This is a genomic window from Paenibacillus sp. FSL H7-0918 (assembly GCF_038007025.1).
Classification (GTDB): domain Bacteria; phylum Bacillota; class Bacilli; order Paenibacillales; family Paenibacillaceae; genus Paenibacillus_AQ; species Paenibacillus_AQ odorifer.
Genome location: NZ_JBBOWJ010000001.1, coordinates 2,889,283 through 2,909,916, shown reverse-complemented (window position 1 = coordinate 2,909,916; position 20,634 = coordinate 2,889,283). Strand labels below are relative to the sequence as shown.

Annotated in this window: 18 protein-coding genes; 13 read left to right on the top strand and 5 right to left on the bottom strand. The window is 43.2% G+C overall.

From position 1 onward, the window contains the following. Positions 1-111: 111 nt before the first annotated feature. The 3 genes from MHI15_RS13125 (at position 112) to MHI15_RS13115 (ending at position 6,563) form a co-directional block, all read left to right on the top strand. Positions 112-747: a response regulator gene (locus tag MHI15_RS13125; RefSeq protein WP_076124152.1), complete on the top strand. Its 636-nt coding sequence runs from the start codon at positions 112-114 to the stop codon at positions 745-747. 84 nt (positions 748-831) lie between these two features. Further along, positions 832-5,913 (top strand): AAA family ATPase, encoded by a 5,082-nt coding sequence (locus MHI15_RS13120; RefSeq protein WP_340397558.1) that lies wholly within the window; start codon positions 832-834, stop codon positions 5,911-5,913. Further along, positions 5,910-6,563: a response regulator transcription factor gene (locus MHI15_RS13115; RefSeq protein WP_036682266.1), complete on the top strand. Its 654-nt coding sequence runs from the start codon at positions 5,910-5,912 to the stop codon at positions 6,561-6,563. Before MHI15_RS13120 ends, MHI15_RS13115 begins: the two co-directional genes overlap by 4 nt. Before the next feature lie 12 nt (positions 6,564-6,575). Here the strand turns inward: MHI15_RS13115 and MHI15_RS13110 are convergent, their stop codons facing one another. Beyond that, a complete protein-coding gene (locus MHI15_RS13110) occupies positions 6,576-6,986 on the bottom strand; it encodes a DUF2752 domain-containing protein (protein ID WP_076124149.1) in 411 nt (136 codons plus the stop codon). Next, complete coding sequence (locus MHI15_RS13105) at positions 6,967-7,305, bottom strand: DUF4234 domain-containing protein (protein WP_051491231.1); 339 nt, start codon at positions 7,303-7,305, stop codon at positions 6,967-6,969. Before MHI15_RS13105 ends, MHI15_RS13110 begins: the two co-directional genes overlap by 20 nt. A 221-nt stretch (positions 7,306-7,526) precedes the next feature. Between MHI15_RS13105 and MHI15_RS13100 the strand changes: the two genes are divergently transcribed. After that, on the top strand, positions 7,527-7,868 hold the full coding sequence (locus MHI15_RS13100) for a zinc ribbon domain-containing protein YjdM (protein ID WP_036682263.1): 342 nt from the start codon (positions 7,527-7,529) through the stop codon (positions 7,866-7,868). 55 nt (positions 7,869-7,923) lie between these two features. Here the strand turns inward: MHI15_RS13100 and MHI15_RS13095 are convergent, their stop codons facing one another. Next, on the bottom strand, positions 7,924-9,588 hold the full coding sequence (locus MHI15_RS13095) for a histidine kinase N-terminal 7TM domain-containing diguanylate cyclase (RefSeq protein WP_076124145.1): 1,665 nt from the start codon (positions 9,586-9,588) through the stop codon (positions 7,924-7,926). Between the two features lie 284 nt (positions 9,589-9,872). Between MHI15_RS13095 and MHI15_RS13090 the strand changes: the two genes are divergently transcribed. The 9 genes from MHI15_RS13090 to hmpA all read left to right on the top strand — a co-directional run bounded on the left by MHI15_RS13090 (position 9,873) and on the right by hmpA (position 18,391). Then, on the top strand, positions 9,873-10,931 hold the full coding sequence (locus MHI15_RS13090; RefSeq protein ID WP_076278251.1) for an LLM class flavin-dependent oxidoreductase: 1,059 nt from the start codon (positions 9,873-9,875) through the stop codon (positions 10,929-10,931). A gap of 55 nt (positions 10,932-10,986) precedes the next feature. Next, positions 10,987-11,451: a RidA family protein gene (locus MHI15_RS13085; protein WP_076132951.1), complete on the top strand. Its 465-nt coding sequence runs from the start codon at positions 10,987-10,989 to the stop codon at positions 11,449-11,451. A 177-nt stretch (positions 11,452-11,628) separates the two neighbouring features. Beyond that, the gene (locus MHI15_RS13080; protein WP_076124139.1) at positions 11,629-12,663 is read left to right on the top strand and encodes a C40 family peptidase; all 1,035 of its coding nucleotides are present in this window, start codon (positions 11,629-11,631) and stop codon (positions 12,661-12,663) included. Positions 12,664-12,804: 141 nt separating this feature from the next. Then, on the top strand, positions 12,805-13,812 hold the full coding sequence (locus MHI15_RS13075; RefSeq protein WP_076307566.1) for a sigma-70 family RNA polymerase sigma factor: 1,008 nt from the start codon (positions 12,805-12,807) through the stop codon (positions 13,810-13,812). Positions 13,813-13,924: 112 nt separating this feature from the next. Further along, a complete protein-coding gene (locus tag MHI15_RS13070) occupies positions 13,925-14,620 on the top strand; it encodes a response regulator transcription factor (protein WP_076124136.1) in 696 nt (231 codons plus the stop codon). A gap of 108 nt (positions 14,621-14,728) precedes the next feature. Beyond that, entirely contained in the window at positions 14,729-15,580 is an 852-nt protein-coding gene (locus MHI15_RS13065) for a M15 family metallopeptidase (RefSeq protein WP_076124134.1), read from the top strand. Then, the gene (locus MHI15_RS13060; protein ID WP_076124132.1) at positions 15,580-16,101 is read left to right on the top strand and encodes a VanZ family protein; all 522 of its coding nucleotides are present in this window, start codon (positions 15,580-15,582) and stop codon (positions 16,099-16,101) included. Before MHI15_RS13065 ends, MHI15_RS13060 begins: the two co-directional genes overlap by 1 nt. Before the next feature lie 38 nt (positions 16,102-16,139). After that, a complete protein-coding gene (locus MHI15_RS13055; RefSeq protein ID WP_036682251.1) occupies positions 16,140-16,976 on the top strand; it encodes a YitT family protein in 837 nt (278 codons plus the stop codon). Between the two features lie 209 nt (positions 16,977-17,185). After that, positions 17,186-18,391, top strand: a complete 1,206-nt coding sequence (gene hmpA, locus MHI15_RS13050) for an NO-inducible flavohemoprotein (RefSeq protein ID WP_076181862.1) — start codon at positions 17,186-17,188, stop codon at positions 18,389-18,391. Between the two features lie 63 nt (positions 18,392-18,454). Here hmpA and MHI15_RS13045 read toward each other — a convergent pair whose 3' ends face one another. Both MHI15_RS13045 and MHI15_RS13040 read right to left on the bottom strand, forming a co-directional pair. After that, positions 18,455-19,561 carry a PdaC/SigV domain-containing protein gene (locus tag MHI15_RS13045; RefSeq protein ID WP_076301504.1) on the bottom strand — a complete coding sequence of 369 codons (1,107 nt, stop codon included), beginning with the start codon at positions 19,559-19,561 and terminating at the stop codon, positions 18,455-18,457. Between the two features lie 185 nt (positions 19,562-19,746). After that, entirely contained in the window at positions 19,747-20,595 is an 849-nt protein-coding gene (locus MHI15_RS13040) for a metallophosphoesterase (RefSeq protein WP_076301503.1), read from the bottom strand. Positions 20,596-20,634 lie beyond the last annotated feature (39 nt).

Genomic DNA, 20,634 nt, shown 5'->3' with positions numbered 1-20,634 from the left:
GTCTTTTAACTATACTTAATCAGAAATGCGCCAAATTTAAATAAATACTCCAATTGAAGCTTTTTATACAAAGAAGTAAATAATGTATGCGGTTTAGAGGGAGCTGTTTCTGTGAAAATCATCATTGTAGATGATCATCCTTTAGTTAGAAGAGGGCTGGCATCTGTCATTGCAATGCAATCGGATATGCAATTTGCCGGTGAAGCTACGAATGGTCCGGAAGCACTTGATGTGATTGAAGAGACAAAGCCAGACATTGTCCTCATTGATCTTAAACTTGCTGATGAATCAGGACTGGATGTCATTAAGATAGCACGTACCCGCGGCATTGTTAGTAAATTCATACTGTTGACTTCCTCTGCGAGCAGAGAGGATTTTTTGAGGGCTGAAGAAGTACTGGTAGACGGATATGTTCTGAAAGAGGCACTGCCGGAGGAATTACTGTTTGCTATCCAGTTGGTGTACAAAGGGAGAAAATACTATGATCCTGGTCTAATGGAAGAAAAGATGCGAATGAGCGCCAGCAGTCCAACAGATGAATTGACACCAAAAGAGAAGGAAGTCCTGATTCAGCTTGGACAAGGTGCTTGCAATAGAGTGATTGCCACACGTCTTTTTATCAGTGAATTTACGGTGAAGAAGCATGTCAGTCAGATTTTAGCGAAGCTGCAGGTTACTGACCGGACACAGGCGGCATTGTGCGCGAACGCGATAGGATTAACGAAATATGAAATGTCTTATGAGTAGAACGGCAAGATCAGATGTTATAATGGCTTTAACTACTTTGTGAGATTGAGTATTCTGTCTAATTGTAATTAGGGAGTGCTGTTGATGTTTGAATTGCCAGGATACCAAACCTTAGATCTGATAGATAATACCGCAGATATCAGGTTATACAGACTCCTACGTCAAGAGGACGGCCTAAGAGTTATCGCTAAGACAACAATAGGAGAATATCCGGGAGCTGCCATGGTCGATGCTTTTCGTCATGAGTATGACATGCTTAAGCGACTTTGCGGTCGTGGTGCAATAGAGCCGTACAGTTTGGAAATTATGGCGGACCGACCAGTCCTTCTCTTAAAAGATATAGAGGGGAGTACCCTTGGGCAGATCCTGCGTATGCCTGTTAATTCACTGGGTCTTCCAGCGCTAATTCGAATCGCTACAGCTATTGCTGATTGTCTTATGCAAATTCATCGTGAAAAAATAACACTAAATGAACTAACCCCCGCTCATCTAATCGTCAATCCCATTACTTTTGAAGTGAAATTTATTGATATAAGAATGTGTTCTACCGAAAACACCACGAGTCCTTTGTCACCGTTAGGCGGCCGGCCCGATGTTCTGCTTCCTTATATCGCTCCAGAACAAACGGGACGAACCGGAGTCAAACCGGATTACCGTTCTGACTTTTATTCGCTGGGGATCATCCTGTATGAATGTCTCTCGGGCAGCCGCCCCTTTGAGCTGCATGATGTTGTTGATATTGTATATCGTCATCTTGCAGATACACCTGAGCCTCTGCACCGCAGGTTCCCCACTATCCCTCTATCGGTCTCTGATATTGTTGGTAAATGCATGGAGAAAATGCCTGAAGCGAGGTATGCCAGCGCGTTTGGCATTAAATCGGATCTTGAGGAATGTCTATCCCGTCTAGAAGAATCCGGGCATATTGAGCCTTTTCCACTAGGAAGCTGGGATATCCCAGAGCGCTGGATGGTATCAGGACGCTTCTATGGAAGACATCTTGAGCAACAAAGCTTAAGAGAAGCACTGCAACGAGCATCACAAGGTGCCGTAGAGACGGTTTGGATTAGCGGGGAGAGTGGTATCGGCAAAACAACCTTTCTGAAGGAGACCCTTAGCAATACAGTCTCTTTGGATGGTTTCTTCGCCAGAGGCAAATTCGAATCCCGACATACCTCACTCCCTTATGGCATCTGGCATCAAGTCATAGAAGAGTTGGTTAGTCAGCTGCTGATGGAAACAAAGCTGCAGGTGGAGGTTTGGAGGCTGCGTATTCTACAAGCAGTGGACAATTACGGTCAATTGCTGATCGATTTTGTTCCTAAGCTTGAACTCTTGATTGGCCTTCAACCCTCCGTGCCTCCACTGCCACCGCTGGAAGCTCAGCATCGCTTTCAATTAATCATGAGCCGATTTATTCAACTCTTTCCTCATGAGGATCATCCTTTGATCTTGGTATTGGATAATTTGCAATGGGCTGATGATACGTCGCTGCAATATCTCACTTCGCTTATAGAGGGTACAGCAACGACTCATCTGCTAATCGTGCTTTCCTATCGCAATCGGGAGATTACAAGGCTGCACCCGCTCAGTAGGCTGGAAAAACATCTGATTGACCGCAACGTAGCGATGAGCAGAATTTCTTTACAAGCGCTTGAACTCACCGATTTAAAACAACTGCTACTTGATGTTATGCGTTACGAGGCAGCTGACTTGGACGAGCTGGCGCGCGTGCTGCTTCATAAGACAGATGGAAACCCGTTATTTATTAAGCAATTCCTTCAAGATTTGATAGATGATCAGCGAGTGGAATTTGATGAGAATATTCGAAGCTGGAAATGGGATCTCCAGCGTATTACTGAATTGAATGTACCCGATAACGTAGCTTCATACCTTTCAAGTAAATTGCAGCAATTTCCTGAACAGACGGTATATGCACTTAGCAGAGCCGCATTTATAGGCAGCCTATTTGATTTACGTACACTTGCTGATATTACGGAGACACCGATAGAGACATTGAACGATGCGTTGGCGGTTGCTGTACATGGGCGCTTGTTGCAGCCCGTTAACGGGGAGGAATATCCGCATTATAAGTTCCAGCACAACCGCATTCATCAGGCAGCATATACTTTTATTTCCGAAGAGGAGCGTTCCGAGCTGCATTGGAGGATTGGTCTGTTATTGCTAGGCCGAGGCCCGCTTAGTGAAGGAACGACTCTATTCGAAGCTGTCCATCATTTGAATCAGGCACTTACATGGTTAGACCGCCCTGAAGAGAGGCTTCAACTAGTAGAGCTGAACTTACAGGCAGGGATAAAAGCGAAGCAAACAACCGCACATGAGACAGCCTTGCAATATATGCTTCAGGCAACGTCATTATTAGAGGAGCAGAGCTGGGAGGCGCATTATGGGCTGACCTTCCGGGTATTCCGTGAGAGGGCGGAGCTCGAATATTTATGTTCCCATTTTGATACGGCTAATGAATTATTCCATCTGTTGATTGATAAAGCTACGACAAATATGGATAAGGCTTACGTCTACGTAATGAAGGTGCAGTTGGAAGCAAGTAATGATAACCATGAAGAGGTGATCTCCTTAGGCCAGCATACCTTATCGTTACTGAAAGTGAAGCATCAATTTGATCCTGGTTATGCTCAATTGACGCTTCAATGGTTACGATTGCGGCATAGACTCAAGAAGGTCTCACTCGAATCGCTTACTCTTTTACCTCCAATGACTGATGAAGCACGTAGAATCGCAATGTCTACTTTAGATCATTCAAGCAATGCTTGCTTCTACGTCAATCGAGAAGGGTGGCTCGCTTCTTCCTTCACCATGATTGAATTAACGCTTGATTATGGGATGACTCCGGAGGCTTCCATTGGATTTATAGGTTATGCAATGTTTCAATACTATTACTTCCGTAATGATGAAGAGACATTCAAATGGGCCATGCTGGCGTTCAGCTTATCCGAACCCTATCCGAAACAGCACATGACAACCTTAGCCGCGTTCGCCATGTGCTACGATAGCTGGCGGCATTATGATCCTGCTATGCTCCATACGTTTACCGAGAAAGCTGGTAAAGTAGGACTGGAATCAGGTGACTTATGGAAGGGCAACCAGAATGTGTTGATCAACTGTGCCTCCCTTTTGCAATTTGGTCATCCTCTCGGCGATATCTATGAGCGATTAATTACTCATTCCGGTGATTTGCTGCGCCATAACAACAGTCTTCATTGTAAGCAGGCTATTGTAGCAGCGGCCATTCTTGTTCGCTTGACAGGTTATCGCTCTATAGATGATCCTTTTCCCATCGCGGAGATTAGCGAGCCTGCTTTTGCACAGTCGGTTCATGGGGACACCTTTGATTTTATACAAGAAATGGTCTGGATCTATCAATATTTGACGGGCTATGTATTTGGGGAATACCGAGAAGCCAGTGAGGCATTGGCCAAATCAGCGGCCATTATAAAATCACGCGAAGATGGCCTAGACAGTCCCATGCAGATCATGTATGAATGTTTAGTCTGCGCTCAGTTGTATGAGGAATATAACGCTGAAGAGCAACGTACATATCGGGCAAAAATGCGTAAATGCTTGAAGAAAATGAAAAAGCTTGCCAGGCGTTGTCCGGGGAATTATCAGCATAAATATCTGTTAATGAAGGCTGAGTTAACTCGTCTATCGCGAGATCCCCGCCAAGCTGAAGCATTGTATGAGCAATCCATTGAGAACGCTCGGATCCACGGTCATATTCACGATTTAGCGATGGCAGCGGAATGTTATGGTAAATACGGGCTTCGTCATGGCAAAATGCATCTGGCAAGAATCTATATGACTGAGGCCTATGAGGCTTATCTGCAATGGGGCGCAAAGGCTAAAGCGGCTGACCTGGAGCAGCAGCATCGCCATTTGCTGCATATTAAACGAGAGCCCGGGCTCGATCGTGTGGATTCCCTTTCTGTGGTAATGTCTGCCCAAGCATTATCCGGCGAAATGGAGATGAGCCGATTATTGGCCACGCTGATGCGAATCATGCTCCACAATGCTGGGGCAGAATATGGGGCTGTTATTTTTGATCATGACGGCAAATGGATGGTGGAAGCTTATGGGACCTCAGAAGCCCAGCATATCGAATCTGTTCCACTTGTGGAAGAATCGGGGTTGGTCCCGGCAGCGATTATAGCTTACGCGGCAAGAACACAAGAACAGGTTGTATTACATGATGCACTCAGTGAAGGAATATTTACACGTAATACTTACGTTAGGAATAATAGACTGAAATCGGTTCTATGTCTCCCCATCATGAATCAGAATAAATTGGTTTGCCTGCTCTATTTGGAGAATAATCTATCGCCGGGTGTATTTACTCCAAGCAGACTCGATGTGCTCAAGCTGCTTGGTTCACAATGCGCAATCTCAATCGCTAATGCCAAGCTGTATTCGGGCATCCAATATCTCAAAAAAAATCTGGAGGATCAGGTGGTAGAAAGAACTCGTAGCCTGGAGCGTTCGATGCGTGAAACATCTGCGGCTTTGGCCGAAGCTACTGTTTTTGAGGAACGCAATCGTATTGCCCAAGAGATTCATGATATTGTCGGGCATACCCTGACATCGACGATTCTGCAGATTGAAGCTGGCAAGCGGCTGCTTCAGAAGAAGGAGATAGACAGCGGCTTTCAGCGTCTGGCTGAGGCCCAGGATCTTGTGCGGCATAGCTTGAATGAAATCCGCGGCTCTGTCCATATGCTGAAAGAGGACAGGTATTCTGATCTAACCGTGATGCTGAAGCAGTTGATTCGAGATACAGAACGCAATGCAGGCGTTGTTGTTCATGCAGTTATTTATGATCTGCCGGAAGCCATGTCAACAGCCTATAAAAAGGCAATCTATCATGCTTTGCAGGAGGGCTTAACTAATGGGATCAGACATGGGAAGAGTGTGGAGTTCCATTTTAGTCTGGAGTCTGTTGGAGCGAACTTGCAGTTTAGACTCAAGGATTGTGGGCTAGGGATGAGTCCAATCGTGATGGGATTTGGACTTAGGACGATGAAGGAACGGGTTGAGCAGCTGGGAGGCAGCTTATCCATCGATTCAGAAATGGATGAAGGCTGTTTACTGGAGATTGATCTGCCCATGCGAAGGGTTGTGGATAGAACATGAGTAAAATAAAAATTGTAATTGCCGATGATCAATTGTTGACGCGGGAAGGACTTCGCACCATTTTGGATCTGGAAGATGATATGGAAGTGGTTGGTGCTGCCAAGAATGGAGAAGAAGCTTGCGAGATGGTTGAGGCACTCCAGCCTGATCTGGTGCTGCTCGATATTCAAATGCCAGTTATGGATGGCCTTAGCGCCTTGAAACGAATAAAGCAGATTCGGCCGAACATCTTCATTCTGATTCTGACTACTTTTATAGAGACTGATTATATTGTAGAGGGAATGGCCTACGGAGCAAGCGGTTATATGCTGAAGGACATGGATGCAGATAAAATGATCGCTTCGATTCATGATACGTTATCCGGGCAATTTATTCTGCCAGCTCCGGTAGCAGCCAAACTGGCATCGAGGATGAACAGGTTAACAGAGGACTATGAACACTGGCAAAGATCGGGTCTGGATCGTATCAGTCTGACAGAACGGGAAGAGGAGCTGGCACAGCTCATTATCCGGGGACTGAACAACCGTGAAATCGCCGATACATTACATATTGCGGAAGGTACGGCGCGCAATTATATTAGCAATCTTTACAGCAAATTAGAAGTGGTTGATCGGGCCCAAGCAATTGTGCGACTGCAGGCTATTTTGTAATAATTGTTGCTGTTAACGAATTACTGTCGGGGCCAAATATTCAAACAGCGGGAGATTCCTCAGTATTCCAAATGTAACGGTCAGAATCAACATTATAGCCATAATTGCCTGGCTAAGAGGCCGGATTTGCTTCTTATTAGTAATCCAATACAACATATACAGAGGTGCTAAAATAAACAGCAACGGGTTAAATCTAAACGCTTGAATAACGTCGAACTTCAGCAAGGAAAGAATAACTCTTGTGACTCCACATCCGGGACAATACAATCCAGTCCATTCATGAAATGGACAAGGGATACTAATATTGGTTAAGGGTATCCATGCTTTGAGATATACTACGCCGACGAGACTTAAGGACACACCCCAAAATAGTTTAGGGTGTGTCCTTTTATAAATCGTAAACTTATACCAGTTTATTAACATCGGATTGTACCAAGGCATACGTGACAATACCCAGGCCAAAGAGTGTCAGGATCACATAAAGCACTGAATTATCTGACGGGTATTGGCCGCGCTGTCTTTGAGCTTCAGCAATATGTTTACCTACCTGATAGGCCCAAATGAAGCTCCAGATCCCGCACGTAACCAACGTTAGAAGGAAATGTTTTCCTCCTGTAAATGTATAGTCTCCACTCAGTTCGCCTACCTCATTGGTTAGAACAATAAACCAATAGATTGTATAGAGCCCACATGTAATTAATGACAAAATAATGGCGAATGCAACACTTCTGCGACTTATCATTACTCACTCTCCTATGTATTTACATAAAAATTCGACATTTCCATCTTATTGAATTAGGAAAAAATATACAAGACAATATTTGAGAATTACTGTCCGCTGTCGAAATCTAGACAAACTTACTGCTGATATCTAGTGGAAACCTTACCAAATATGAAATATACTTTTGAGGCTATGCACTGGAACCACAACTAGATTTACATTAACGAATGGAGGACACTTTGATGTCAACTTTGCCAAATTGCCCGAAATGTAATTCAGAATACACTTATGAAGATGGTAGTTTGCTCGTCTGCCCGGAATGTGCGCATGAGTGGAGCCTCGACACAGAGGCTGAAAGCAGTGAAGAGAACAAGGTTGTCAGAGATGCCAACGGAAATATTTTAAATGATGGAGATGCTATAACTATTATTAAAGACCTTAAAGTAAAAGGAAGCTCATCCGTTCTGAAGATAGGAACAAAGGTGAAAAACATCCGTTTAGTGGACGGAGATCATGATATTGATTGCAAAATCGATGGTTTTGGAGCTATGAAATTAAAGTCCGAGTTTGTTAAAAAGATCTAAAAAATAAAAATCAGCTTAACTTCAACAGAAGTAGGCTGATTCTTTATTTTAAACGTTATCTATTAATCTCAACAATCTGATTTCGTCCGGCATTTTTGGCTTGATATAAGGCTTTGTCCACTGATTCGAATAAATCATTTAGTTGATTGGTCAGGCTTTCTGTATATTGTGCTGCAAAATTACTAATGGACAGCAGTCCCATACTAACAGTAATCGAGAGGGAATGAGCAACATCCTCTACATGTACTTTATTAGCTTCTATTATAGATTTGATATGTTTTGCTAAGTGGTTTGCTTGTGTTTGATCTGTATTTGGTAAGTAAATGATAAATTCTTCTCCGCCATAACGCGCCAGAACATCCGTCTCCCTCAACGTTTTTTTAATTACCTCTACCGTGCTGCAAATGACGACATCACCGATTAAATGGCCGTAATTATCATTCACTGTTTTGAAAAAGTCGATATCCAGAAGGATGATAGCAAAAGGCTGCTTGAGTTTCATATTTTCTATGATCTCATGCTCTAAGTGCAACGTTAAGTAATGACGATTATAACAACCGGTTAGGCTGTCCGTTATGGCCATCTGCTTAAGTTTTTGGTTAGTCTGCGATAATTCATCCTGGATTTCAGTTAATGCAGCATTACGCTCTTGCAGGGTCTCGTTCTGGTGATTGGTCTCGGCTATGAGGCGATGCAGCTCGCTTCTGTCCTGAAAAGTGAGAATGCGTCCAACCCTGATTCCACCTACCACAATCGGCGCCGCAGTAATGTTAATGTATGCATCGAGTGAGGTGTAGAATAGTTCAACCTCAGTCCTCTCCATGGGCTGGTTCAAGTATGTATGAAGGAATAAATCGAAAGCTCCGGAAGTTTGCTCTATGGGTGCGATGGTCGACACGTCAAAGTGAGCACCGATTTGCAGATGGATTTTTGGAAAAAGCGAGCGATTGATTTCTACTACAGTCTCACTATCATCCAGTACAAGAATTCCTTCTGTAATGGTGTCAATGATATCCTGATGGGCGATGGTTACGAGATCAAATATTTTATCCCGATGGATAGCAATTACGAAAAAGATTGCCGAGATTAAGATCCCCAGAGAGGTCAGCCCTGGAATAACTGGATCAGATTTAAGCAATACCACATTAAGAAAAACATCCAATAAAATAAATACCGTTAGCACCAGCACCCCTTTGAGCACATGAGCAACTTGTTTTTTGATCCGCTGTGTAGTGTTTGAGACTAGCGCTGAATAGATGATATACAGAGAAATCATTACGCTGGTGGTTAAGAAGATAATAAGCAGCCAAAAAATCGGACCATAATATCTTTCGATATATCCGCCATTCATAGGGAGAACAAAACTTCCGTTTGGATTGGCGATCACCCCTACTAAGATCAAAGCTGCGAGAATGTATAGGATCAATGTGTTCTTTTTTCGAAGAAGATGTGAATTCCCGGTGAGTAGTACCGTGAACAGAAGCCAGCCAATCGTTAACAGAACCGAGTCGATAAAAGCGAGCTTTACATAAAACAATTGAAACTTGGGATCGTCGGTCGTTTTGATAGCGAATTGGCAGAAGGGCCATAACATCATAGTAAAATGAAAAACTAAGTATGCTTTATGTAGGTTAGTGATAGTTACAGACGCAAATATGTAGATGAACAAAGCGAACAAAACAAAAAATAATAACAAATCAATCCATGTCATGATATTCATTTCAGTGACACCTTCTCCCACCCGGTTAACAGTTCTTTCATGTTACCTTGAATTTTATTCGTTTGCCATATGATTATTTGTTCTACGACAACCGCTATTTGTTTAAGAGTCTTTCAACATATTCCTTCAAAATCCTCTATTTGTAAGCGTGGTTTTGCAAATTTTAAGGATGAGTTTCCCGGGAAACTGGGGTTGGACAGAATGACTAGCTTTTTTAACCTTAACTTGTGTTATAATCAAACAAACAATTTAAAGAGGAAATTATAGTTAAGGGGGATTTGTAAGTGGAAATAGGAATAAGCACGTTCGTAGAAACAACACCGGATGTTCAGACGGGTGAAGTGATAAGTCATGCGCAGCGATTGCGCGAGGTTGTAGAGGAGATTGTGCTTGCAGATCAGGTGGGTTTAGATATATTTGGCGTGGGCGAACATCATCGCAAAGATTATGCGGCGTCTTCTCCAGCAGTTTTACTGGCTGCGGCGGCCTCACAGACGACACGGATTCGGCTAACCAGTGCGGTTACAGTACTTTCCTCTGATGACCCCGTACGTGTGTTTCAGGATTTCGCTACCCTGGATGGAATCTCGAATGGACGCGCAGAGATCATGGCAGGCCGGGGTTCTTTTATTGAATCGTTCCCGCTGTTTGGGTATGATTTGAATCATTATGATGAGCTGTTCGATGAGAAGCTGGACTTGCTGCTCAAAATACGGGAATCCGAAAAAATAACCTGGAGCGGCGTGCACCGTCCTGCCATTAATAATCTGGGGATTTATCCGCGTCCCGTGCAGAATCCATTGCCAGTATGGATTGGCAGCGGAGGAAATACAGAATCCGTAATTCGTGCAGGTCTACTAGGGTTACCGCTTGTGCTGGCTATCATTGGCGGCAGTCCGCTACAGTTTGCTCCGCTCGTGAAGCTCTATAAGAAGGCTGCAGCGCAAGCGGGACATGATGTATCGAAGCTGCCCGTTGCTTCGCACTCGCACGGCTTCATTGCAGAGGACAATCAGCAGGCTGCCGATATGTTCTTCCCTTCTACACAAGCTAGTATGAATGTTATTGGCCGGGAACGCGGATGGGGTCAATACACCCGTGCAAGCTATGATGCGGCGCGTAGATTTGAAGGTGCCTTGTATGTAGGTGACCCAGAGACCGTTGCTGAGAAAATCATTCACCTGCGCAAGCAAGTAGGCATCACACGTTTTATGCTGCATGTGCCGCTTGGCACAATGCCTCATAAGGATGTAATGAGAGCCATTGAGCTATTGGGTACCCAAGTAGCACCCATTGTTCGCTCTGAGATATCGAGATGGGAAGCAGAGGTTGAAGCTAAGTAGTAACTATGATCTTACTTAATTATTGAAGCTGTTGATAATGGAGGGGGAGATGGATATGACAGAGCACACTATAGCGAGCAGACTCGAAGCATTAGGAGTTGTTCTGCCTGAGGCTAGTGAACCGGCGGCAAAATACGCTAACTACGTAATTGTTAATGGTTTATGTTTTGTGTCGGGAAAAGGACCAGCGGGCCATCCCAAAGGGAAGCTGGGACAAGATTACACTACCGAGGAAGGCTACCATTTTGCACGTTTAACGGGTATAGAAATCCTTGCCGTCCTGAAGACAGCTTTAGGTTCTTTGGACAAAGTGAAAAGAGTAGTCAAAATTCAAGGCTTCGTTAATGCAGATCCCCTTTTTGAAGAACATCATAAAGTGCTTAATGGTTGTTCAGATTTAATGCTTGAGGTGTTCGGAGACAAGGGTGTTCATGCTCGTTCTGTATTGGGTGCTGTTTCTGTAAGGGATAATCTTCCGATCATTATTGATTCCATTTTTGAAGTTGAGGAACCTGTCTAGCCGGCTCCATGAGGCATATTTAAAAAGAGGACTATGATACCGAAAGGTGATCGTAGTCCTCTTTTTTTTAGGTGCTTATGCCGTAGGTAGATGCTTACCCCAAAATTTGTAACAAAACTAATCACCCTTTTTTTAGTAACAATAGGTGTACATATCAATCAACGAGGTGATGACATCATGAAATTTCAAAAGAAAGCTATGTTACTTTTACTACTTACATCTATGCTCTATACTGCTCCGGCCTATGCGGCGACAACGCCTCAGACTCCGGTTACAGCCGTCTATCTGGATGATCAACAGCTACAATTGGGGGCTCAGCCCTTGTTAGTAAACGATACAGTACTAGTCCCTATGCGCAAGTTATTTGAAGCTCAGGGGGCAAAGATTACTTGGAATAATGATACCAAGACCGTTAAGGCAACCAAGGGAGACCTGGTGCTGACCTATCGTATTGGTGATCAGGCAGCGAATAAAAATGGCCAGTCCTTAAGTGTAACGGTTCCCGGCCAGATTGCCGGCGGTTATACGATGATGCCACTGCGTTTTGTCAGCGAAGCTTTGGGCAGCACTGTGAAGTGGGATACCACTACTCGTGCCGTTCGTATCTACTCGGCAGTGGATTACGATACGACAATTCTATATGGGGTTAACCTGCGAAGTTTGCCAGACTCGTCAGCCCAATCAACAGTGCAGCAAATGTTGTCAGCAGGAGATAAGGTACATGTGTTTAGAGAAGTAGATGCTTTATGGTTAGAAGTGCGAACACAAGATAACAAGAGTGGCTATATATCTGCTAAACCCAAATATAGCAATTATACTAGTACGGCTCTTGTAGAGCGGCAGGGAAGCGAGCTGCTTGCTTACGGAGAAAAATATCTGGGAACACCTTATGAATTTGGTGCTGCTACTGACCAGACATCTACCTTTGACTGTTCTTCTTTTGTAGGACATGTATTTAAGGATGTGTTGGCAATTGACCTGCCACGTGTCTCTTACAATCAGGCCAAAGAGGGCAAAGAGGTTGGAATTAACGAGCTGCGCAAAGGGGACCTGTTATTCTTCAGTGCACGAGGACTCGATATTGGGCATGTGGCGATTTACGCGGGAAATAATCAGATCCTACATACGTACTCCAAGGAGCTTGGCGTTCATTATGAAGCCTTAAGTGACAAGTGGAAGAAACGTTTGGTGACGGCTCGCAGATTGTTTTAGCTAGGTAATAATTAGGCTATAATTATCACGGTGAAGAAAAGTTGAAATCCCCTCTCCATTAAAAATTATTTGCAGGCATAAAGACGGTTTTTGAGTCTCTTTTCCGTCTATGTTATGAGCTTGATGTTAAGGAGGAAAATAGTGACTTGTACAGACGCAGAACTGGTAGATAAGGTGTGTAAAGGTGACATGGATGCATTCAGTGTACTTATCGGCAAATATTCCAATGCAGTATACGGGGTTGCTTATGGTAAATTGGGTGATTTTCATACCGCACAAGACATTGCCCAAGAGGTTTTTGTTAAAACCTATCGCAAATTACCTAACTTAAAGGAGCCTGAGAAACTCGCCAGTTGGTTATATGCGGTTACTGCACGGGAATGCATGGATTGGTTTAGGTCAAATAAAAAGAAAACTGCTTACGAATTCATGCAAAAAATGGAGGTTCCGCAGCCAGAATCTACCGAAGATCAGCTGCTCAGAAAAGAACTCCAGCAAGATGTGTGGAAAGCCTTAAACACCCTATCAGAAGCTAACCGTATAGTCACAATTCTCTACTATATCGACAGTTACAAGGTCAGGGAAATCGCCGATTTCCTTGATTTATCCAGCGAAGCTGTTGAGAGTAGACTCCGCAGATCAAGAGCGATCTTAAAAAGGGAGATGTTGAGTACAGTGAATAATAATCTTAGTGAAAACAAATTACAGGACGAATTTAAGAAGAGAGTCTTTCAGGATGAAAGAATGACTGAAACGAATTTTCGTCGTGTGGCTATGGGCCAGAGTGAATTTGATGATATTGATATGCATAAAACAAACTTCTCCAATGTAAATATGGAGGGGACCGGATTCGATAATATTAATATGAGCAGTACTACCTTTAATGACATCAATATGCATTCTGTTAAGTTTAATGAAGTGGGGCTGTGGGAAATAGAGGTTAGTAATAGTGAACTAGGGGAGGCTTATTTCCACGATATTCATTTGTACGGTAAAGGCAATAAGTTTGAGCGATGCCAGCTGAACGGGACATCCTTTGTAGATTGTGATCTTTCGAATGTAGATATAAGAGACTGCAATCTTTCAGGCGTCACAGTAAATGGGGTTTCATTAGAGCTATTGTTAGACAGCTATAATAAAAGGAAATAGACTATATAAATCATAGATTTAATCGGAAACCACTTCTTTCTAGGAGTGGTTTTTGAGTTTAGGGTATAATGGATGAAGAGTGTACAGCACAACCTATAGGAGTGAAAAATAGATGAAGCGCATCACCATTTTAATTGCGGATGATGAGGCGGAAATTGCCGACTTGGTGGCCTTGCATTTGCAAAAAGAGGGGTATCATATCCTCAAAGTGTCCGATGGAAGGGCAGCGGTACAAGCCATTGAGTCGCAAACGATAGATTTGGCGATTCTGGATATCATGATGCCGGGGCTGGATGGTTACGAGGTCACCCGCCATATTCGGGAGCATCATCATCTGCCGATTATTTTTCTGAGTGCTAAAACTTCCGATCTTGATAAAATCACCGGACTGGTTATGGGCGCAGATGATTATATGACCAAACCGTTTAACCCAATGGAGCTGGTCGCCCGGGTCAATTCCCAGTTGCGGCGCTCCATACAATTCAGTCAGCCCGCTGCCATACCTAAATCGGTGCTAGAGGTTCGGGGATTGATGATTTCACCGGATGAGCATACGGTTACTCTTTATGGTGAGGTTATTGAGCTAACTCCAAAAGAGTTTGATATTTTGCACTTATTGGTCAGCCATCCTAAGCAGGTGTTTAGTGCGGAAAACATTTTTCAACAGGTATGGGGCGATGCTTATTATGAGAGTGGGAACACGGTCATGGTGCATATCCGTACCTTGCGCAAAAAGCTCGGTGAAGACATCAATAAGAATAAATTCATTAAGACGATCTGGGGCGTTGGATATACTTTTAATGGGTAAAGCCCGTGAGATTTATTTATTTTAAGAAAAACTTTATATTTGTCCTGCTTTTTCTTTAAAGTGTCTTCGTTATTCTATTCCTATCAAGGAAATGGGAGGACATTGCTGATGAAGAAGTGGGGCTTTTTGGCGTTGGTTGTGTTGTTGCTTGGGTATGCAGCGGCTCGTTATTTACCGAATACGGGTAATTTAGGATACGATGATAAGATTCGCAAAGAATCTATTAGAAATAACAATAGTTTAGAGGTAGTAACACAAGATCAAGTGTATCAAGGGGATTTGTTGCTGGTGAACAAACAATACCCGGTACATGAGGATAGTGTGAAATCTGATATCGTGACCTTATATGAGCAGGCGGATCTGGTGCAGGGTTATGGGCTGCTGGATACCTCGATTCGTTTGTCTGAAAGTGTAGCGCATAAATTCAATAAGATGGTCAAAGCTGCCGAAAAAGAGGGTGTGAATCATTTTTTAATTAGCAGCGGGTACAGGGACTTTGAAGAGCAAGAGAAATTATATCAGGAAAAAGGTTCGGACTATGCTTTACCGGCGCAATATAGTGAACATAATTTAGGATTATCTCTGGATATCGGGTCGTCCCAATCAGAAATGAGTAAAGCGCCTGAAGGGAAATGGCTGCAAAAAAATGCCTGGAAATACGGCTTTATTCTTCGCTATCCGAAAGACAAAACCGAGATTACGGGGATAAAATATGAACCCTGGCATTTCCGTTATGTAGGGTTGCCGCACAGCGCCATTATTCATGAGAAGGGGCTTGTGCTAGAACAATATTTGGATTTCTTGAAAGAGAACAAAGAGATTTCAACAACAGTAGACGGCAAAGCTTATACAGTAAGTTATTTTCCGGTATCCAAATACACTACGATCAAAATTCCACAGGAAGGGCAATATATGACGTCAGGCGATAACATGGATGGCATAATTGTTACTACATATTAATGACTAAAGAGCCGAAAAAAAAGTCTGCTATAAACCTTTTGCTGGCAGCGATATTTATCGTCTATATGTATTTTTTAATCCGAATTATTTTATTTAAAGGTGCACCGGTGAACTTATTATCGCTTTGGGAGCAAGCGGGACGTATGTTTGAACATCCAGACCGGATTTTTAATCGGCGAGGCAACTATATCCCTTTTAAGGAGATCTCCCGGGGGATGGACGATCTGTCGCTTTCAGATCCTTTTTCATCGATTAATTTAGTAGGGAATTTGTTGGCCTTTATTCCGTTTGGGATCTTGGTGCCCATGCTGTTATCGCAAAAAGTAAGGCTGTTTCGAAGAGTTTTCTTCCTCTCGCTGGCGCTGAGCTTCTGTTTTGAATTCACACAATTAGTATTGTATATCGGCACCTTTGATGTGGATGATCTTATTTTGAACACTGGCGGCGGGGTGGCTGGTTACTGTATCTATAGACTGTTGACTTCTTTCGGATGGATTGCATCTATATCAAAGCGGTGTTAGTATTTGTGGATATAGATCTAGGGTAGAAGGGGCATGGTATGAAAAAGCGTATTTCGGATATTGTTTCCATCATTGTAGGAGCTTTGTTATTCTCCTTGGCCGTTAATTTGTTTGTGATTCCGAACGAGTTCGGTGAAGGCGGGGTCACGGGACTGACTATGATTACTTACTATTTGTATCAGTGGTCACCCGGTATTGTTAGTTTGATTCTTAACGCTTTATTATTAATTGTGGGGTACAAATTTCTAGACAAAACTACGACGGTATACACGATTATTGCGGTGTTTTTCAATTCGTTATTCCTGATTCTTACGAAAAATTGGAATATTGGCAGCGATGAGTTGATAATTAATGCAATATTCGGGGGTATCTTCTCAGGTGTGGGTATCGGGCTAATTATACGAGTGGGTGGAACGACTGCAGGGTCAACCATCATCGCCAGAATTCTACATAAATATTTGGACTGGAATGTTAGTTACGCGCTACTGCTCGTCGATTTAATTGTGGTGTTCGCTTCGTATTTCATCATTGGAGTACAAAGTCTGATGTTTACGATCGTGATGCTCTATGTAGCCACTAAGATAATGGACTTTATTATTGAGGGAGTGAACCCTAAGAAGGCTGTTACGATTGTATCCCAAGAGCAGGACAAAATTGCTGAACAGGTTAATGGAATTATGGATAGAGGCGTCACAGTAATATATGGCCGTGGGTACTATACCAAGACACCTAAAGAGCTGCTGTATATTGTGATTAGCAAGCAGGAAGTGACTATGCTTAAGAAAATCGTCAAATCCATTGATAAAGAGGCGTTTATTACCATCCACGATGTAAGAGATGTATTCGGAGAAGGTTTTGTGGAGCTGTCAAAATAATAAGATAAAAAGCTATCCCGGAAGCTATTATGGCTGCTTGGATAGTTTTTTTTGATTTCGGGTGCATTATTGTGATGGATATCATTGCGATTGTTGAATCGTTCACATTTTTTCAATTTCCCGTGTGATTGAACGCACACTCCGGCATGTGCAGCTTCTATATGCTTTTTATAGAGGAATTAATTTATTGCAGGAAAGAGGGTATTTAGATGTTAGATCAACAAACCATTGAAATCATAAAATCAACGGTGCCCGTATTGCAGGTTCATGGGAAGACCATCACAACTACTTTCTATGGCATGTTATTTGAAAATCATCCGGAGTTACTAAATATATTTAATCATGCCAACCAACGGGAAGGTAAACAGCAGACTGCACTTGCTAACGCCGTACTCGCGGCGGCAATGAATATTGATCAGCTGGGAAATATTTTGCCTGTGGTAAAACAGATTGCGGAGAAACATCGGGCATTGGGCGTATTACCTGAACATTATCCCATCGTAGGTGAGACTTTGTTAGCTGCTATTGGGCAAGTACTTGGCGATGCGGCGACGCCGGAAATTATTGATGCTTGGGCAAAGGCGTATGGCGTGATCGCAGATGCCTTTATTGGTGTCGAAGCAGAGAAGTATCGTGAAGCTGCCGAAATTCCCGGGGGTTGGAGTGGATTTAGAAACTTTGTGGTTACTAAGAAGGTTAAAGAAAGTGAACTTATTACTTCCTTCTACCTTTCTCCTGAGGATGGAGGGGCTATAGCTTCTTACTTGCCGGGTCAATACATCACGGTTCGTGTTCAGCCTGAGGGAGAGGAATACACCCATGTTCGCCACTATAGTTTGTCCAGTGCGCCGGGACAGTCGTATTACCGCATCACAGTTAAACGGGAAGGTGAAGGGCCGGATAAACCGGCTGGAGTCGTATCTACTTTCCTTCATGATGTCGTACAAGTGGGAGCTATATTGGAAGTAAGCTCGCCAGCAGGTGATTTCGTACTAAATAAAGATAGTGATCGTCCAGTGGTTCTTATCAGTGGCGGGGTTGGACTAACCCCTATGGTAAGTATGCTGGAGACATTAATTGCTACGCAGCCAGAACGAGAGGTAACGTACATTCATGCAGCCATCAATGGAAGCTTGCATGCTATGAAAGAAATGGTGGCGGATTTGGAGCAGTCCCATCCTACCCTACGATCCTATGTATGTTATGAAACTCCAAGTGAAGGAGATACGTTCCATAAAACAGGTTATATTGATCTAGCTTGGTTGCAAGAAGTAACAGACGTAAACTCTGAATTCTATTTCTGCGGACCGACTCCTTTTATGAAGGCGATATATAAGGCTCTTAAGGAATGGAAGGTGGCTGAAGACAGAATTCATTATGAATTCTTCGGCCCGGCGGGAAGTTTGGAAGCCTAAGCTGTAAAACCAAAAGAGCGTCCCAGTCCTAATGACTGTGACGCTCTTTTTTACAATAGAAGTTTATTTGAAGGCAGCGAATGGGTTAGTTCCCTTTGGTAATATTGAACTGAAATTAAAGGTGTACGTAGGAATTCCAGCCGCATAAGGGGCAATTTCATACTGTTGGTAGAAGATTGCAAGGCCACTCTCGGAAACGTAGAAGTTTGGTTTTTCTGTTAGTCCGCCAGGTGTATCTGGAAAAGCTAGCTCCTTGGTGCTTTCCTTCAACATTTTATCTAATTTTTGTTTGTAGTTTGGCTCTGCCTTCAGCAGGTCCTTAAGTTCAATTGGTTTGCCGTCTTTCAGCGAGAAGGTAAATCCTTCACGAAGGGCTCCACCATGAGCTCCACCAGTATAGCCATATTGATCAGTCACGATGCTCAGAACCCCTTCACGGTTAAAGGAGACGACAAAAGTTTGAGAGAAGTCATATTTATTCTCTATAGTACCATCTCTACGGCTAGCCTGTTCTTCACTCTCTGCGACGAATTGTTCAGCTTGTTTTTTGAAGATTGCATTAATCTTAGTTTGTACTTCATCCGTTAAGCCACTGATTTTGGGATATTGCACTTTGATACTAGCATTTTTATTGCTCTTATCTAAGGTTTCAGAGGTAATTTTGATGTCATTCATTACTTTTTTACTTAGATCAAGTGATTTCAATGAAGGATTATAAACGCCTTGCACTCCTAAATAGTCAGACAACAGTTTGAACGGAACATAAATCCGGTCGTTGATGACCTTCACATCATGACTGCCGGTCATGCTATAAATGTAATAGCCATTCAGGGTTGTAATAACACCGTAATCTGAGACCTCCATGTCCAGCTTCATGGAATCGCTGCCTACACTATAAGTTTTGGTGCTTGCATTATAGTTAATGGAGAGGCCAAAAGCATCCCGTAGTACAGTTAAAGGGATCATGGTGTTGCCGTTTACTATTTTCGCTTGCTGCGATAAGGTCTGGCCTTTATATTTAAGCACTACAGAGGGTTGCTGTGCGGCTTGTTTTACCGTATTTCCTCCGGTAGTTGCGGCTTGAACTGAAGTTCCTCCTACTAGTCCCGACCCTCCAAGCAATACTCCAGCAGCCAAGATGGCTGAGGTCCATTTCATACTTTTATTCATAACTTAATCTCTCCTTCCCAAGGATGGGCTTATGTAGTTGCAATATGATATTTTTTCCTCTATCACTCCTACAATTATACCTAGGTCCCAAATAGATTTGATTACAAAGACGGTTACAGTGTTGTTGCATAGATATGCAAAAGGTATATACTTTTTAACCATTTTGTACGATTAAGACACTAGCATTAAGAATGTAAAGTAATTACGGTGAGCTCGGGACGACAATTAAAACGAACAGGCATACGAGTTACTCCTATCCCGCGAGTGGTATAGACCTGAAGTTGGCTGTTGGGCAGTTGATATAACCCACTTGAATATTTACTTCCGTGAGGCGGGGTATATAAAGCTCCGACAAATGGAAACCGCACTTGGCCTCCGTGGCTATGGCCAGACAATTGCAGATCTATAGGCAGCTTACAAAAGTCATCGGCGAAATCAGGTTCATGGGCCAGGAGAATTGTGCAAGCCTCTTCCGGGATATGAAGCAGCGCTTGGGCGATGTCTGCTTTTCCGACCCAAGGATCATCTATTCCGGCAATATAGAGCTTGTCCGTACCTTGGGTTAGGACGATATGTTCATTATGGAGCACGTGGAAGCCCGATTGTGTTAGCCCTTTCGTTACAACCTTTCTGGTCCCAAAAGCATCATGATTGCCTAATACTGCAAATTGTCCAAAAGGAGCCCGCAACTGAGAGCACAAGGCTACGGCTTCTGCAATATAATCGGCTGAATGATCTAATAAATCGCCGGTGAAGCAGATCAGATCTGGCTTTACATGTTGAATTTGCTGCGCTAGCTCCGTTAAAGCTTGCGGCTTGGAATATACCCCCTGATGTAAATCACTAAAATGAACGATACGAAATTTATCGAAGGCTGGAGAAAGTCTAGGGAGTGTAATATCTACGTATTTGATTTCCAGCCAGTAGGGTTCGATCCAATGTGAATAGATACCGGATGCACCAGCTGTTCCAAGAAGGCCTAGAGTTACTTGAGCGCTTTTCTGTAGAAATTGTCGTCTGCTAATAGTATTCATAAACAAATCATACGTGGGGATTGTTACTCTACTATGACA

Coding starts and splice junctions, on each gene's coding strand:
- MHI15_RS13120 (WP_340397558.1), top strand. CDS start 832: ATGTTTGAATTGCCAGGATACCAAACCTTAGATCTGATAGATAATACC.
- MHI15_RS13115 (WP_036682266.1), top strand. CDS start 5,910: ATGAGTAAAATAAAAATTGTAATTGCCGATGATCAATTGTTGACGCGG.
- MHI15_RS13110 (WP_076124149.1), bottom strand. CDS start 6,986: ATGTTAATAAACTGGTATAAGTTTACGATTTATAAAAGGACACACCCT.
- MHI15_RS13105 (WP_051491231.1), bottom strand. CDS start 7,305: ATGATAAGTCGCAGAAGTGTTGCATTCGCCATTATTTTGTCATTAATT.
- MHI15_RS13100 (WP_036682263.1), top strand. CDS start 7,527: ATGTCAACTTTGCCAAATTGCCCGAAATGTAATTCAGAATACACTTAT.
- MHI15_RS13095 (WP_076124145.1), bottom strand. CDS start 9,588: ATGAATATCATGACATGGATTGATTTGTTATTATTTTTTGTTTTGTTC.
- MHI15_RS13085 (WP_076132951.1), top strand. CDS start 10,987: ATGACAGAGCACACTATAGCGAGCAGACTCGAAGCATTAGGAGTTGTT.
- MHI15_RS13080 (WP_076124139.1), top strand. CDS start 11,629: ATGAAATTTCAAAAGAAAGCTATGTTACTTTTACTACTTACATCTATG.
- MHI15_RS13070 (WP_076124136.1), top strand. CDS start 13,925: ATGAAGCGCATCACCATTTTAATTGCGGATGATGAGGCGGAAATTGCC.
- MHI15_RS13065 (WP_076124134.1), top strand. CDS start 14,729: ATGAAGAAGTGGGGCTTTTTGGCGTTGGTTGTGTTGTTGCTTGGGTAT.
- MHI15_RS13060 (WP_076124132.1), top strand. CDS start 15,580: ATGACTAAAGAGCCGAAAAAAAAGTCTGCTATAAACCTTTTGCTGGCA.
- MHI15_RS13055 (WP_036682251.1), top strand. CDS start 16,140: ATGAAAAAGCGTATTTCGGATATTGTTTCCATCATTGTAGGAGCTTTG.
- hmpA (WP_076181862.1), top strand. CDS start 17,186: ATGTTAGATCAACAAACCATTGAAATCATAAAATCAACGGTGCCCGTA.
- MHI15_RS13045 (WP_076301504.1), bottom strand. CDS start 19,561: ATGAATAAAAGTATGAAATGGACCTCAGCCATCTTGGCTGCTGGAGTA.
- MHI15_RS13040 (WP_076301503.1), bottom strand. CDS start 20,595: ATGAATACTATTAGCAGACGACAATTTCTACAGAAAAGCGCTCAAGTA.